11 protein-coding genes are annotated in these 13736 nt (G+C 63.1%); 2 read left to right on the plus strand and 9 right to left on the minus strand.

Features of this window, described 5'->3' with window-relative positions; genetic code table 11:
* Positions 1-130: 130 nt before the first annotated feature.
* The 7 genes from PYH37_RS19535 to PYH37_RS19565 form a co-directional block, all read right to left on the minus strand.
* Complete coding sequence (locus PYH37_RS19535) at positions 131-1786, minus strand: ABC transporter ATP-binding protein (protein ID WP_280736105.1); 1656 nt, start codon at positions 1784-1786, stop codon at positions 131-133.
* Positions 1786-2649 (minus strand): ABC transporter permease, encoded by an 864-nt coding sequence (locus PYH37_RS19540; protein WP_425336158.1) that lies wholly within the window; start codon positions 2647-2649, stop codon positions 1786-1788. Before PYH37_RS19540 ends, PYH37_RS19535 begins: the two co-directional genes overlap by 1 nt.
* A gap of 2 nt (positions 2650-2651) precedes the next feature.
* Entirely contained in the window at positions 2652-3602 is a 951-nt protein-coding gene (locus PYH37_RS19545) for an ABC transporter permease (RefSeq protein ID WP_280733079.1), read from the minus strand.
* 91 nt (positions 3603-3693) lie between these two features.
* On the minus strand, positions 3694-5304 hold the full coding sequence (locus tag PYH37_RS19550; protein WP_280733080.1) for an ABC transporter substrate-binding protein: 1611 nt from the start codon (positions 5302-5304) through the stop codon (positions 3694-3696).
* A gap of 70 nt (positions 5305-5374) precedes the next feature.
* Positions 5375-6088 (minus strand): HAD-IA family hydrolase, encoded by a 714-nt coding sequence (locus PYH37_RS19555; protein WP_280733081.1) that lies wholly within the window; start codon positions 6086-6088, stop codon positions 5375-5377.
* A gap of 229 nt (positions 6089-6317) precedes the next feature.
* Positions 6318-7694: an aspartate aminotransferase family protein gene (locus PYH37_RS19560; RefSeq protein ID WP_280733082.1), complete on the minus strand. Its 1377-nt coding sequence runs from the start codon at positions 7692-7694 to the stop codon at positions 6318-6320.
* 14 nt (positions 7695-7708) lie between these two features.
* Positions 7709-8545, minus strand: a complete 837-nt coding sequence (locus PYH37_RS19565; RefSeq protein WP_280733083.1) for a GNAT family N-acetyltransferase — start codon at positions 8543-8545, stop codon at positions 7709-7711.
* 317 nt (positions 8546-8862) lie between these two features.
* Between PYH37_RS19565 and PYH37_RS19570 the strand changes: the two genes are divergently transcribed.
* Both PYH37_RS19570 and PYH37_RS19575 read left to right on the plus strand, forming a co-directional pair.
* Positions 8863-9531 (plus strand): haloacid dehalogenase type II, encoded by a 669-nt coding sequence (locus PYH37_RS19570; RefSeq protein WP_280733084.1) that lies wholly within the window; start codon positions 8863-8865, stop codon positions 9529-9531.
* A 70-nt stretch (positions 9532-9601) separates the two neighbouring features.
* Positions 9602-10876, plus strand: a complete 1275-nt coding sequence (locus PYH37_RS19575) for an NAD(P)/FAD-dependent oxidoreductase (protein ID WP_280733085.1) — start codon at positions 9602-9604, stop codon at positions 10874-10876.
* Positions 10877-11215: 339 nt separating this feature from the next.
* Here PYH37_RS19575 and PYH37_RS19580 read toward each other — a convergent pair whose 3' ends face one another.
* Entirely contained in the window at positions 11216-12673 is a 1458-nt protein-coding gene (locus tag PYH37_RS19580; protein ID WP_280733086.1) for an NAD-dependent succinate-semialdehyde dehydrogenase, read from the minus strand.
* A 16-nt stretch (positions 12674-12689) separates the two neighbouring features.
* Complete coding sequence (locus PYH37_RS19585; RefSeq protein ID WP_280733087.1) at positions 12690-13733, minus strand: tartrate dehydrogenase; 1044 nt, start codon at positions 13731-13733, stop codon at positions 12690-12692.
* Between the last annotated feature and the right edge of the window lie 3 nt (positions 13734-13736).

Here is a 13736-nt window from a genome sequence, read left to right on the forward strand (position 1 = left end):
TCCGCTCCGCCGAATCGTCGCACTGAAAGTCTATGTTTCGAGAAAGGGAGCCGAGAGGTGGCGCAGGTCTCCTTCGCCCCGCTTGCGGGAGAAGGTGGCCGACAGGCCGGACGACGGGCATTTCGGGCTTTTAGCGCCGGCAATAGGCCCGCACCAGCTCGGGATCCTGTTCCAGGCCGTCGAGCCACGCGGGATCAAGCTTCGGCACCGACGAGAACAGCAGTTGCGAATAGGGGTGCTGCGGTGCCTTGACCTTGGCGGGGGTGATTTCCTCGACCTTCCTGCCGCCATACATCACGACGATTTCGTCGCAGATCGCCTCCACCACCGACAGGTCGTGGCTGATGAAGATGTAGGAGAGGCCGAGCTCGCGCTGCAGTTCCTTGAGTAGCTCAATGACCGCGGCGGCGACCACCGTGTCGAGGGCCGAAGTGATCTCGTCACAGAGAATCAGCTTCGGATCGGCGGCGAGCGCCCGGGCGAAATTCACGCGCTGCTTCTGGCCGCCCGAAAGCTCTCCCGGCCGGCGATGACGCAGGTTGCGCGGCAGGCGCACCATGTCGAGCAGCTCGTCGATGCGGGCGCTCCGCGCCGTTCGGTCCATGCCGTGGTAGAAGACGAGAGGCCGGTCCAAAATGTCTTCGACGGACTTTGCCGGGTTAAGCGCCGTGTCGGCATATTGAAAGACGATCTGCATTTCGCGCAGGTGATCGCGACTGCGCTCGCGAGCGCTGAGGCCGAGTTCTTTGCCGTCAAAGACAACCTTGCCCGCGGCGGGCGGCAGGATACCCGCTATGGCACGGGCAAGCGTTGACTTGCCGCAGCCGGATTCGCCAATGATGCCGAGATTGCGGCCCTTCTCGACTTCAAGACTCACATGCTCAACGGCCCGCACCAGTGGCAGGCCGTCGGCCTGGCGCGGGCCGTAGCCGGCGACGAGCTTTTCGATCTTCAGCAGCGGAGTCGGAGTGGCCCGGGCAAGGCCGGCATCCCCACGCGGCTTCGGTTCGAAGGCGGCAAGCAGCTCGCGCGTATAGGGGTGCTTGGCCCCCTGGAGGATCTCTTCGGTGGTGCCGGTCTCCTGCGTCTCGCCGCCCTTCAACACGACGATGCGGTCGGCGATCTGGGCAACGACGGCGAGGTCGTGCGAGACATAGACGCCGGCGATGCCGCCCTTCTTCATCACCGACTTGAAGGCGCGCAGCACCTCGATCTGCGTCGTCACATCGAGCGCCGTCGTCGGCTCGTCGAAGATGACGAGCTGCGGGCCGCCGATGAGGGCCATGGCGGCCGAAAGGCGCTGCAATTGCCCGCCTGAGACCTGATGCGGATAGCGGCTGCCGATCGTCTCCGGCTCCGGCAGCGATAGCGCCCGGAAGAGCTCGATTGCGCGAGCGCGCGCCTCGTCGGGCGACATCAGCCCATGGATGCGAGTGACTTCGATCACCTGGTCCATGATGGTGGCGGCCGGGTTGAAGGCCGCGGCAGCCGATTGCGGCACATAGGCGACCTCGGTGCCGCGCACCCTCGCGCGCTGCTTTTCGCTGAGCGTCACCATGTCCTTGCCGGCGACGGAGATGCTGCCGCCGGAGATGCGACAGCCGGGGCGGGTGTGGCCCATCAGCGTCAGCGCGATCGTCGTCTTGCCGGAGCCGCTTTCGCCGATCAGCGCGACGATCTCGCCCTCGGCGATGTCGAAGCTGACGTCGTTGATGATCTCGACGCGGCGGCCGGAATCGGTGGTGGCTTCGACCTTCAGGTCACGGATTTCTACGAGATTGACCATCATTCGCTCCGATCGCGGATTTTCTGCGGCAGGTTGTCGATCAGCAGGTTGACGCTGATCGTCAGGCTGGCGATCGCAAAGGAGGGAGCCATTACCGCCGGTGCGCCGAAGGGCAGTCCGCCGATGTTCTCGCGCACCAGCGCCCCCCAGTCGGCATGGGGCGGCTGGACGCCGAGGCCGAGGAAGGAGAGGCCGGAAAGCAAGAGCACGATGAAGACGAAGCGAATTCCCAAGTCCGCCAGCACCGGCCCGGCGATGTTCGGCAGAATTTCCGAGCGGATCAGATAGAGCGTGCTTTCGCCGCGGATCCGGGCGACGGTGATGAACTCCATCGCGTTGATGTTGACGGCGAGGGCGCGGGCGAAGCGATAGGCGCCGGGGATGTAGATCACCGACAGCGTCAGGATCAGCACCGGAATGGAGGAGCCGACGGCGGCGACCACCACGAGGCCGAAGAGCTTGCTCGGGATCGAGTGGAGGGCATCAAGAAAGCGGCTGAGCACCGTGTCGAGCCAACCGCCGGCGACCGCTGCGATCATGCCGAGCACCACGCCGCTGAAGCAGGCGATGGTCACCGCCGCAAGCGAGATGCCGACGGTGTAGCGGGCACCCATCAGGATCCGCGAGAGCATGTCGCGGCCGAGATAGTCCGAGCCGAGCCAAAAGTCGGCGCTCATCGGGCCGAAGTAATCGAGGTCGACGATCTCGCCGACCGGATAGGGGATGATCAGCGGCGCGAAGATCGCGACGAGCGCCCAGAAAAGAATGACCGCAAGGCCGATCATACCGACGAGATTGAAGCGGTAGCCAAGCCGGGTTCCGGATGTTCGGGCGGAAGTCGTCGAAGTGCTCGAAGTAGTCATTGTCATCGAAGCCTCGGATTGGAAAGGATGGCGATAATGTCGGCCGTCGTCATAAGGAGCAGGTAGCCGAGGCAGAAGATCATCGCGCAGCTCTGGATCAGCGGCAGGTCGCGGGTGGCGACGGCATCGACCATCAGCTTGGCGATCCCCGGATAGTTGAAGATCGTCTCGACGATGATGACGCCGCCGAGCAGGTACGACAGCGAAAGCGCAACGGCATTGACGATCGGCCCCAGCGCGTTGGGCAGCGCATGGCGAAAAACCATGCGCGGCCGCGAGGCGCCCTTGAGCAGCGCCATCTCGACATAGGGCGTATTGAGCGTCTCGATCACCGCCGCCCGCGTCATGCGGATCATCTGCGCCGAGACGACGAAAGTGAGGGTGACCACCGGCATGGCATAGATGCGCAGCATGTCGGTGAGGCTATGGACCTCATTGGCGAAGGAGAGCGCCGGCAGCCACTTCAGATAGACGGCAAAGATCAGCACCGCGGAGGTCGCTATCATGAATTCCGGTACGGAGATGACGCCGATCGTCAGTACCGTGACGGCCCGGTCGTAGAGCGAGCCGCGCAGCATCGCCGACGTAATCCCGAGGGTGAGTGCGATCGGCACCGAGAAGAGGGCGGTAACGCCGGCGAGCTTCAGCGTGTTGACGAAGCGTCCGCCGATCAGGTCGGCGACCGGCATCTCGTTGGCATAGGAGGTTCCGAGGTCGCCCTGCAAGAGGCCGACGGTCCAGCGCAGGAAGCGGAAGATCGCCGGCTCGTCGAGATGCATCGCCTTGCGCAGACCTTCGACCGCCTCCGGTGTGGCGGCCTGGCCGAGCAGGATCGTCGCCGTGTCTCCGGGTAGCAGCGTCGTCGCGAAGAAGACGGCAAACGAGACGATCAGCAAGGTGATCACGGCGATGAGCAGCCTGCTCAGCACAAGCGATAGGACACGTTTGTTCACGCGCGCTTCCTTTCGGCGTTCGAAACAAAGAATACTATAAAGCGGCGAGGGCTGCAGCGGCGCGGCTGCAGACCCCGTGCCGCTTGCTTGATCAGGCCTCGAGCCAGACATACTCCGCGAAGGCATAGCCCATCTGGCCGCCGAGCGGGTTGGCTTCCAGGCCCTTGAGCTTGGCGGTGATGGCGTCGACGTTGGAGATGTAGGCCGGAATGATGGTGCCGGCTTCTTTCGAAACCATAACCTGCATCTCGTCGTAGATCGCCTTGCGCTTCTCCTGGTCGAGCGAACCGCGCGCCTCGATCAGCATCTTGTCGAACTTCTCCGACTTGTATTGGCTCTCGTTCCACGGCGCTTCCGAGGTGTAGAGCAGCGAGAACAGGATGTCCGGCGTCGGACGCGGGTTGATGTTGCCGAAGTGGACCGGCGCCTTCAGCCAGTAATTGTCCCAGTAACCGTCTGCGGGAACGCGCTGAACGTCGAGCTTTAAGCCGATCTCGGCAGCCGATGCCTGGATGATCATCGCCATGTCGATCGAGGCCGTGGCCGCATCGGAGGCGACTACCGGGATCGACTGGCCGAGAACGCCGGCCTTCTCGAAGTGGAACTTGGCCTTTTCCGGATCGAAGGCCCGCGGCTTCAGCTCGGCATTATGGTAGAAGTTGGCGGGGGAAACAGGCTGGTCATTGCCGACTTCACCCAAGCCCCGCAGCGCCGACTTGACGATCTGCTCGCGGTTGACGAGGTACTTCATGCCTTCGATGAAGTCCCGCTTGTTACCCGGCGCCATGTCCAGTCGCATGTTGAGGTTGGTGTAGTTGCCGGAGGTCGTCTTCGACAGCACGAAGCCATCCCCCTGGCTCTCGACAAGGCGCATGGAGCGGGGATTGATCGCGGCGGCGAGGTGGATATCGCCGGAAAGCAGTGCGTTGACGCGGGAACTGTCATCGCTGATTGCGAAGTACTCGAAGGAATCGACGTTCGGGCCGGACTTCCAGTAGTTCTTGTTCTTGATGCCAACGGAGCGCACGCCCGGCTCGAAGACTTCCTTGACGAAGGCGCCCGTGCCGTTCGCCTTGGAGAAGTCGGTGGTGCCGTCGGCGACGATCATGAAATGATGCATCGACAGGATCGTCGGCAGGTCGGCGTTCGGATCGGCGAGGGTGATCTCGACGGTCTGCTTGTCGACGGCCTTGAAGCCAGTCATCTGGGCGGCAATCTTTGCGACCTTCGAACCGACGGACGGATCGAGATGGCGCTTCAGCGAGAAGATCACGTCGTCGGCGCTTAGCGGCTTGCCGTCATGGAAGGTGACGCCGCTCCTCAGCTTGACGGTCCAGGTCTTAGCGTCCTTGGATTCGATCGACTCTGCCAGTTCCATTTGCGGCGTGCCGCTCTTGTCGAGGAAGGTGAGGCGGTTGTAGAAGGAGCAGCAGCGGACATAGTCGGTGGAAAGCGATGCCTTGGCGGGGTCGAGCGTATCGGCGGTCGAGGACGACCAGCCGGCCGCCTTCAGCGCACCGCCTGCGACCGGCGTCGCCGCAACCGCATTGCCGGCCCGGCCGAGCACGAGACCGCCGGCAGAAAGGGCAACGCCGCCGGCGAGCATCATCTGCAGGAGCTCGCGGCGGGTGGCGCCGCGGCGGATGGCGTTTTCCACCATCGCGTCGTCAGATCTGGTCCAATTGGTGATCTTGTTGTTCATGTTATTCCCCTTTTCGTCTGTTGGCGGGCTGCCCGTCTTGCGTAGGCTTGGACCCGATCCGGTGAACTGGTCAGCTAGGTGCGACGGCCACGGCATCGGCAAGCCCGGCCATGGAGGTGAAATGGTAGTCGGGCTTGGTGAACTCGACCGGCTCTATGGTGCCGCCGTAGCCTTTCTGGGCGTGACGCCGCTCGATCCAGCAATTGGTGATGCCGAGTTTCTTCGAAATGCCGATATCGTGATATTGGCTTTGAGCGACGTGCAGGATGTCGTCCTTCGAATTTCCTTCCGAGGCGACAAAGTCGAAAACCTTCTCGAAGAAGGCGGGATCCGGTTTCTCGGTACCCGTATCGTCCGCCGTGAAGGCGGCGTAAAAGGGGTTGCCAAGCTCCTTCGCAAAGAAATCGAAGGCCCAGCGGCGTGCATTGGTCATCGCCACGAGGCGGTAATTCGTCGCAAGACGCGCCAGCGCTTCGGCGCTGTCGGAAAAACCTTTCCAGCTCTTCGCAGAGTCGCGCAGACGCTCTCCGTATTTGCGTTCGGCCGGCAGGCCGAGCTTCGGCGCGATCGCGAGATAGACGCGCACGAGGTCATCCGGGAATAGGCCCGCGTCATCGGAATAGCGCGCCGCGCGATAAAGCGTCAGCGCTTCCTCGCCGTCGATCTCGACGCCAGCCTCCGCGGCCATCCCGGCGAGGCAGTCCTTGAGGCCACCTTCGAAGTCGATCAGCGTGCCTACGACGTCGAAGGTCAGGTATTTGAATTCCGGAAGACCCTTGCGCACATCAATTCCCCAGTTTTGGGCTCCCGCAGGGGCGCCGGCTTCGTGAAGAAGAATATTCTGTCCCCGTCGGCGGGGTGATTTTTCCCGCTCTTGTCGAAAAGGCCCGTATTTCCTGGGATCCGGCCCTTTTTCTTGATTTGAGTTTGGCACTTGTGCCGCACCAAAGTCTCCGAAATGGCGGCATGGGGCGGCACAAAATTGCGAATATGACGTTTCCGCGATATATCCGTCAGGCCTTCGAGGCGTGGCGAACATCGGGATCTTCCAAGGTCTCATCGAGCGTCTGGCGGGTCCGCTCGACGATCGCGTCGATCTCCGCCTCGGTGCAGCAGAGCGGCGGCGCATAACCGAGGACGCCATTGGCGAAGGCGCGGATGACAAGACCGTTTTCCCAGGCGCGATCGAAGATGCGGCGCGCCGGCTCTGCAGCTGCCGGCAAAGGAGTCTTCTTCGCCTTGTCGACGACGAGCTCGACGGCGGCGAGCATGCCGCGGCCGCGCACGTCGCCGACCAGCGGATGATCCTTCAGACTCTCAAGGCCCCGCATCAGGCGGACGCCCGCCTTTCGGCCGTTTTCCAGGAGACCGTTCTCGTAAAGCTTCAGCACCTCCAGGCCGACGGCGGCGCTGACCGGATGAGCCGAATAGGTGTAGCCATGGCCGACTGCCGAGGCGCCGGCGCCGTCGGCGATCACATCATAGACGTGATCGGCCATGAAGACCGCGCCCATCGGGACATAGCCGGAGGTGAGACCCTTCGCTGCAGTTATGAAATCCGGCACGATCTCGTCCTCGGTTGAGGCAAAGAGCGGCCCGGTGCGGCCGAAGCCGGTGATCACCTCGTCGGCGACGAAAAGGATGCCGAGTTCGCGGCAAAGTTCGCGCATCGCCTTCATCCAACCCTTAGGCGGCACCAGCACGCCGCCCGAGCCCTGTATCGGCTCGGCATAGAAGGCGGCGACGCGCTCGGGGCCGATCTCTTCAACCTTGCGCCTGAGTGCGGCGAGCGAGGCGTCGATGATCGCCTGCGGGTCGTCGCCCACCGGATTGCGATAGGCATAGTGGGACGGAATTTTGTGCTGCCAGTCGAAGGGAATGCCGAACCCGGCATGGAAGGCTGGCAGTGCGGTCAGGCCTGCTCCGACCGTCGACGAGCCGTGGTAGCCCTGTTCGACCGATATGAACTGGTCGCGCTGCGGCTGCCCTTGGGCAATCCAGTAGTAGCGGATGAAGCGGATCGTGCTGTCTACGGCGTCGGAGCCGCCGAGCGTGAAATAGACGTGGTTAAGATCGCCCGGCGCGCGTTCGGCCAGTTCCGAGGCAAGGCGGATCGCGGGCTCGGAGCCGATCCCGAAATAGGCCGTGGCATAGGGAAGCTCGCGCATCTGCTGTGCCGCCGCCTCGACGATGCTCTCGTGGCCGTAACCGGCATTGACGCACCAGAGGCCCGCAAAGCCGTCGATCAGTTGCTTGCCCGAAGCGTCCGTGACCATCGCGCCCTTCGCCGAGGCGAGCACGCGCACGCCCCGCTTCTCATGGCCGCGATAGGAGGCGACCGGATGGACGAGGTGGGCGCGATCGAGTTCGATGAGGGAGTTGCTGTACATGGATTGCTCCTGGATCAGCCGAGCGCCTGGTTGGCGAGGGCGAAGGTGGTGGCAGCGGGATCGGTGGTGCGGCGATTCGGCGGCTTCGCCATGACGATGCCGCCGCCGACATGAGCGAGGCCCTGTTCGGCAAGCCAGGGAGAAAGGCTGGTGTCGGCAGTCGTGTCGACGCGGAGGAACCGGCTCGGCCGCGCGGTGATGAAATGTGCGACGAGTGCCTTGGCATCCTTAAGGTGGGCGGCGACGACGGGACCGATGACCTCGCCACGGCCGAAGGCGCGCAGCGCAGCGAATCCAGAGACGCGGCCGTCGCGGCGAAGAACGGCGAACTCGCCGACTTTGGCGAGATAGGTAATGAGCCCTTCACGGTTGGCGCCGAAGGCAAGGCGGTCGAGATTGGCAATCGCTTCGACATCGGCCGTGGTCGCAGCCTCCGTTTCGGCCGGTGCGGCGATGTCGCCGACAATGCCCTGGTGCTGAAGCACGGCACCAGTCACTTGAAAACCAAGTTTTTCATAGAGCGGCAGTCCTTCCGCCGTCGCCACCAGGCGCAGTGGCCGGTTGGCGGCGATCCGCAGTGCGGCGTCCATCAGCTTGCGGCCGAGGCCTCGGCCGCGCATCGCCTTGTCCACGATGACCATGTTGATCATCGCGCAGTCCCCCTTGTAGGACGTCGTCAGCACCGTCCCGACGACCCGGCTGTCCTCGATGGCGACGATGCCCTCGCTGAGCGCGAGCGCCATCTGCCAGTCTTCGAGCCGATGTGGCCACCCAGCCAGCCGGGAGAGGGTGACGGCGGCTTCGAGGTGTTCGGGGCCGAAGGCGGCAAAATTGATCTGACTTGTCTGCATGGGATATCCTTCGCTTCCTACCGTGAAGTCTGAAGGAGTAGTGACCGGCAGATCGTCTGAAGGCCTCGGTCCGCGCGGTATCTTATAGCTTTGCTCTCATGGGCTGCCGCATCTTATGCTGGCAGGGGATCGCGCGAGTGGAAATTCGGACGAGAAAACGAGTAGGCCGGCCGGCAAGATCCACAACCTTCTGCCAAAGCCGACATTGGATACGATAGATTCTGCTTCGATCGCCGCTAATTCAGGCGAGCGCTGGGCGGGCTCGCGCCTATGATCGTCAGAGATACCCCGGTCCCGCTCTTTCAAGGATAGTGCAAATGACGACCTTCCGTCCGAAATACATCACCTTCGACTGCTACGGCACGCTGACCAACTTCCAGATGGCGGAGGCGGCGCGCGACCTTTATAGCGAACAGCTGGACGAGCCGCGCATGGCGGAGTTCATCAAGAATTTCGCCGCCTATCGTCTCGACGAGATTTTGGGTGACTGGAAGCCGTATGCGGAGGTGGTGCACAATTCGCTGGAACGCACCTGCAAGCGCAACGGCATTAAATTCCGAGACGAAGCCGCGCGGATGGTCTATGAGCGCGTGCCGACCTGGGGCCCCCATGCGGACGTACCGGCCGGCCTTGCCAAAGTCGCCAAGGAGATCCCTCTCGTCATTCTCTCGAATGCGATGAATTCGCAGATCATGTCGAATGTCGAGAAGCTCGGTGCGCAGTTTCATGCGGTCTACACGGCCGAGCAGGCGCAGTCCTACAAACCGCGCTTTAAGGGCTTCGAATACATGCTCGATATGCTCGGCTGTGGTCCGCAGGACATTCTTCACTGCTCGTCCTCCTTCCGCTACGACCTGATGTCGGCTCATGACCTTGGCATCAAGAACAAGGTCTGGGTCAACCGCGGCCACGAGCCCGCCAACCCCTATTACGGCTATGTCGAGATCGCTGACATCTCCGGCCTGCCGGGCGTCGTCGGTCTCTAGAGCGGGATGAGGAAAAGTGTGTGCGGTTTTCCGCCCGTATCCCGCGTCTCTTAGAAAAGGCAAATCCGCCATGAAATTCGTCTCCTACTGGCACGACACGGCCCCGGCCTTTGCCGGGGCTGCGGAAGGTCCGGTCGACGGCCATTACGACGTCGCCGTGATCGGCGGCGGTTTCACCGGCCTGGCTGCGGCTCGGCAGCTCGCCAAGGCTGGCGCAAAGGTCATCGTGCTGGAGGCGGAGAAGGTCGGCTGGGGTGCCTCCGGCCGCAACGGCGGACACTTGAACAATGGGCTCGCGCACAGCTATCTCGCGGCAAAGGCGGAGCTCGGAAAGGACAGGGCGATTGCGCTTTACAAGGCATTTGACGATTCGGTCGATACGCTTGAAGCGCTGATTGCTGAAGAGGGCATCGACTGCAATTTCCGCCGCGCCGGAAAGCTGAAGCTCGCCTCCAAGCCGCAGCATTTCGAGGCGATTGCCCGCAATTTCGAGGCGGTCAACGCCGAAGTCGATCCCGACACGGCGCTTCTCAGCGCCGACGACCTGAAGGGAGAGGTTGGCTCGCCCTTCTACGGGGCGATGCTCTCGAAGAAGAGTGCGATGATGCATATGGGCCGCTACGTCGTCGGGCTCGCGGCGGCGGCCAAGCGTCACGGCGCAACGATCTTTGAACACGCGGCCGTCACGGAGCACAAGCGCTCGAATGGCCGGCACACATTGAAGACCGCCCGCGGCAGCGTCACCGCAGACCATGTGCTGGTCGCCACCGGCGCCTACACAACCTCGAACTTCGGCTATTTCCGCCGTCGCATCATCGCCGTCGGCAGCTTCATCATCGCCACCCGGGAACTGACCGAGGCGGAGGTGAACGCGACAATGCCGGGCAACCGCACCTGCGTCACGTCGATGAACATCGGCAATTATTTCAGGCTCTCGCCCGACAACCGCCTGATTTTCGGCGGCCGCGCACGTTTTTCGGCAACCTCCGATCAGAACTCGGACGCCAAAAGCGGCGCGATCCTCAAGGCAAGCCTTGCCGAGATCTTCCCGCAGCTTGCCAATGTCGAGATCGACTATTGCTGGGGCGGTCTTGTCGACATGACCAAGGACCGCTTCCCGCGTGCCGGTTATCATGACTGCGTATGGTACGCGATGGGCTATTCGGGCCACGGCGCGCAGCTCTCGACGCATCTCGGCATGATCATCGCGGACGCGATCCTCGACCGGCCGGATCGCAACCCGCTGAAGGGCCTTGAGTGGCCGGCCGTTCCCGGGCATTTCGGCAAGCCCTGGTTCCTGCCGCTGGTCGGCATGTATTACAAGATGCTGGACAGGATCCAATAGGCTAGCGGCGAAGGGGCAGATCCGCATGCGCTTTCCAGGCGCATGTTCAAGGCACTGCCCCTCAATTATGCCTCATGCCAGATCGAAAAGACTGCCGCAAATCCAACGAAATCATAGAATTGATCACCACCTGGGAAGTTGGAGCGGTATCCGGAGCGAGAAGCATGCCCGCTTCGCTCACCTCCACTTAACCTGCTCGCGTCAGGCCCTGCGTCTGGAAGGAGGCGGCCGGACAAACCAATGTCGGGCGGGCTGGCGGCCGCCCGGCGATGGCCATCACGCCGGCACCCGGCCGATGCCGGCAAACGGGTGAGAGGCGAGGTGCCAAATATCGGCGGGCTATGCGAGCCCGCCGATGTGGAAGCTCTTCATTTCGAGATATTCCTCGATCCCGACCTGGGCGCCCTCGCGGCCAAGTCCGGATTGCTTGACGCCGCCGAAGGGCGCGACTTCGGTGGAGATGGCGCCGGTATTGAGGCCGACCATGCCGAATTCGAGCGCCTCGGCCACTCGCCAGGAGCGCTTGAGGCTTTCGGTGTAGAAATAGGCGGCAAGCCCGAAGGGCGTGCCGTTGGCGATAGCGATCGCCTCTTCTTCGGTCTCGAAGCGGAAGAGGGGAGCGACGGGACCGAAGGTCTCTTCGCTGGCGAGCAGCATGTCGGTGGTGGCGCCGGTAAGCACGATCGGGGCCGTATACTGCCGCCCTTCCGGCAGCGATCTGCCGCGCCCCGCGATCTTCGCACCCTTTGCAAGCGCATCCTCGACATGGCGGTCGATCTTCTCTATCGCCGCCGCGTTGATCATCGGGCCGATCGCGATGCCCGGCTCCGTTCCCGGGCCGACCTTCATGGCGTTGACGCGAGCGCCGAGCTTGTCCGCGAAGGCATCATATACACCGGCCTGTACCAGGATGCGGTTGGCGCAGACGCAAGTCTGGCCGCCGTTGCGGAACTTCGAGGCGATCGCACCTTCGACCGCGAGATCGAGGTCGGCGTCGTCGAAGACGATGAACGGGGCATTGCCGCCGAGTTCGAGAGAGAGGCGCTTGATGCTATCTGCGGCCCCGCGCATCAACAGCGAACCGACGCGGGTCGAGCCGGTGAAGGAGATCTTCCTCACCGTCTCGTTTGCCATGAACTCGTTGCCGATCGCCGTCGGCATGCCGGTGACGATGTTGATGACGCCTGCGGGAATGCCGGCCCGCTCGGCGAGCACGCCGAGAGCGAGCGCCGAAAAAGGCGTGAATTCCGAGGGCTTGACGACCACAGTGCAGCCGGCGGCGAGCGCCGGGGCGATCTTGCGGGTTATCATCGCATTCGGGAAGTTCCAGGGCGTAATGATGGCGCAGACGCCGACCGCTTCCTTGAGTACGACGATCCGGCGATCCGGCGTCGGCGAGGGGATCGTGTGGCCGCCGATACGGCGCGCTTCCTCAGCGAACCACTTGACGAAGGATGCACCATAGCGAATTTCGCCGCGCGCTTCGTCGAGCGGCTTGCCCTGTTCCATCGTCAGCAGCAGCGCCAGATCCTCGAGGTTTTCGATCATCAGTGCGTGCCAGCGCTCGAGGAGGGCGGCGCGCTCGGCATGCGTCTTCTTTTTCCACGCTCCGAAGGCGGCAGCGGCGGCATCGATGGCAGCCCGTGTTTCGGCCGTCCCCATATCCGGAACGATGCCGAGGGCCTCCTGGGTCGCCGGGTCGATGACCTCGACGACCTCCCCGGAGGCTGCGTCGATCCAGGCCCCGTCGATGAGGCCCGATTGCCGGAAAAGGTCCTTGTCATTCAATTTCAACATGTTATTCCCCTGACGATTAGTCGAGCGCGGCAAGAACCGCGGCTGTGATGGTTTCCGTGCTATCTCTGCCGGGCACCGTGCCGATGCCGGCTGATGTCGCAGCGGCGATTGCCGCTATGATCCGTTCCGCCGCGGCCGCCTCGCCGAGATGCTCTAGCATCATCGCGGCCGACCAGATGGCGGCAATGGGATTGGCGATGCCGAGATGAGCGATGTCGGGCGCCGAACCGTGCACCGGTTCGAACATCGACGGAGCGCTCCGACCCGGATTGATGTTGGCGGACGCGGCAAAACCGAGGCCTCCCTGAATGGCCGCGCCGAGGTCAGTGAGTATGTCGCCGAAGAGGTTCGATGCGACGACGACGTCGAGGCTTTCGGGGGCCATCACCATGCGCGCGGCCATGGCGTCTATGTGATAGCTCGTCACCTCGACGTCTCGATATTCGGCGGCAAGCTCTCGCGTGACCTCGTCCCAGAACACCATCGAATATTTCTGCGCGTTCGATTTGGTCACCGAAGCGAGCTTCCCACGCCGCGCTCGCGCCTGTTCGAAGCCGAAGCGCAGGATTCTTTCGACGCCGGTGCGGGTGAAGATCGAGGTCTCGACCGCGACCTCGTCGGCCGTTCCCTGGTGCACGCGCCCGCCGGCACCGGAATATTCACCCTCGGTGTTCTCGCGGATGCAGAGGATGTCGAAGCCTTCCGCCCGCAAGGGTCCCTGGACCCCCGGCAGCAGCCGGTGCGGGCGGATATTGGCATATTGCACGAAGGCCTTGCGGATCGGCAGCAACAGGCCATGCAGAGAGATGGAGTCCGGTACTTCGGCGGGCCATCCGACAGCCCCCAGCAGGATCGCGTCGAACCGGCGCAGGGTTTGGATGCCGTCCGCTGGCATCATCGCGCCGGTCTCCTTGTAAAAGGCACAGGACCAGGGAAAAGGCGTACCGGTCAGCGTAAAACCCGAATGCCTGGCTACGGTCGAAAGAACCTGCCAGGCCGCCTCGGTTACGTCTTGGCCGATGCCGTCGCCGGGGATAAGGGCGATCGAATAGGACTTCATGGC

Origin of the sequence: Sinorhizobium numidicum (assembly GCF_029892045.1) — a bacterium.
In the GTDB taxonomy this organism is placed as follows: domain Bacteria; phylum Pseudomonadota; class Alphaproteobacteria; order Rhizobiales; family Rhizobiaceae; genus Sinorhizobium; species Sinorhizobium numidicum.

What these genes read in the sequence shown, in the direction of transcription:
- PYH37_RS19535 (WP_280736105.1), bottom strand. Translation starts at nt 1,786, where the DNA reads ATGGTCAATCTCGTAGAAATCCGTGACCTGAAGGTCGAAGCCACCACC.
- PYH37_RS19565 (WP_280733083.1), bottom strand. Translation starts at nt 8,545, where the DNA reads ATGCAGACAAGTCAGATCAATTTTGCCGCCTTCGGCCCCGAACACCTC.
- PYH37_RS19560 (WP_280733082.1), bottom strand. Translation starts at nt 7,694, where the DNA reads ATGTACAGCAACTCCCTCATCGAACTCGATCGCGCCCACCTCGTCCAT.
- PYH37_RS19570 (WP_280733084.1), top strand. Translation starts at nt 8,863, where the DNA reads ATGACGACCTTCCGTCCGAAATACATCACCTTCGACTGCTACGGCACG.
- PYH37_RS19550 (WP_280733080.1), bottom strand. Translation starts at nt 5,304, where the DNA reads ATGAACAACAAGATCACCAATTGGACCAGATCTGACGACGCGATGGTG.
- PYH37_RS19540 (WP_425336158.1), bottom strand. Translation starts at nt 2,649, where the DNA reads ATGACTACTTCGAGCACTTCGACGACTTCCGCCCGAACATCCGGAACC.
- PYH37_RS19575 (WP_280733085.1), top strand. Translation starts at nt 9,602, where the DNA reads ATGAAATTCGTCTCCTACTGGCACGACACGGCCCCGGCCTTTGCCGGG.
- PYH37_RS19580 (WP_280733086.1), bottom strand. Translation starts at nt 12,673, where the DNA reads ATGTTGAAATTGAATGACAAGGACCTTTTCCGGCAATCGGGCCTCATC.
- PYH37_RS19585 (WP_280733087.1), bottom strand. Translation starts at nt 13,733, where the DNA reads ATGAAGTCCTATTCGATCGCCCTTATCCCCGGCGACGGCATCGGCCAA.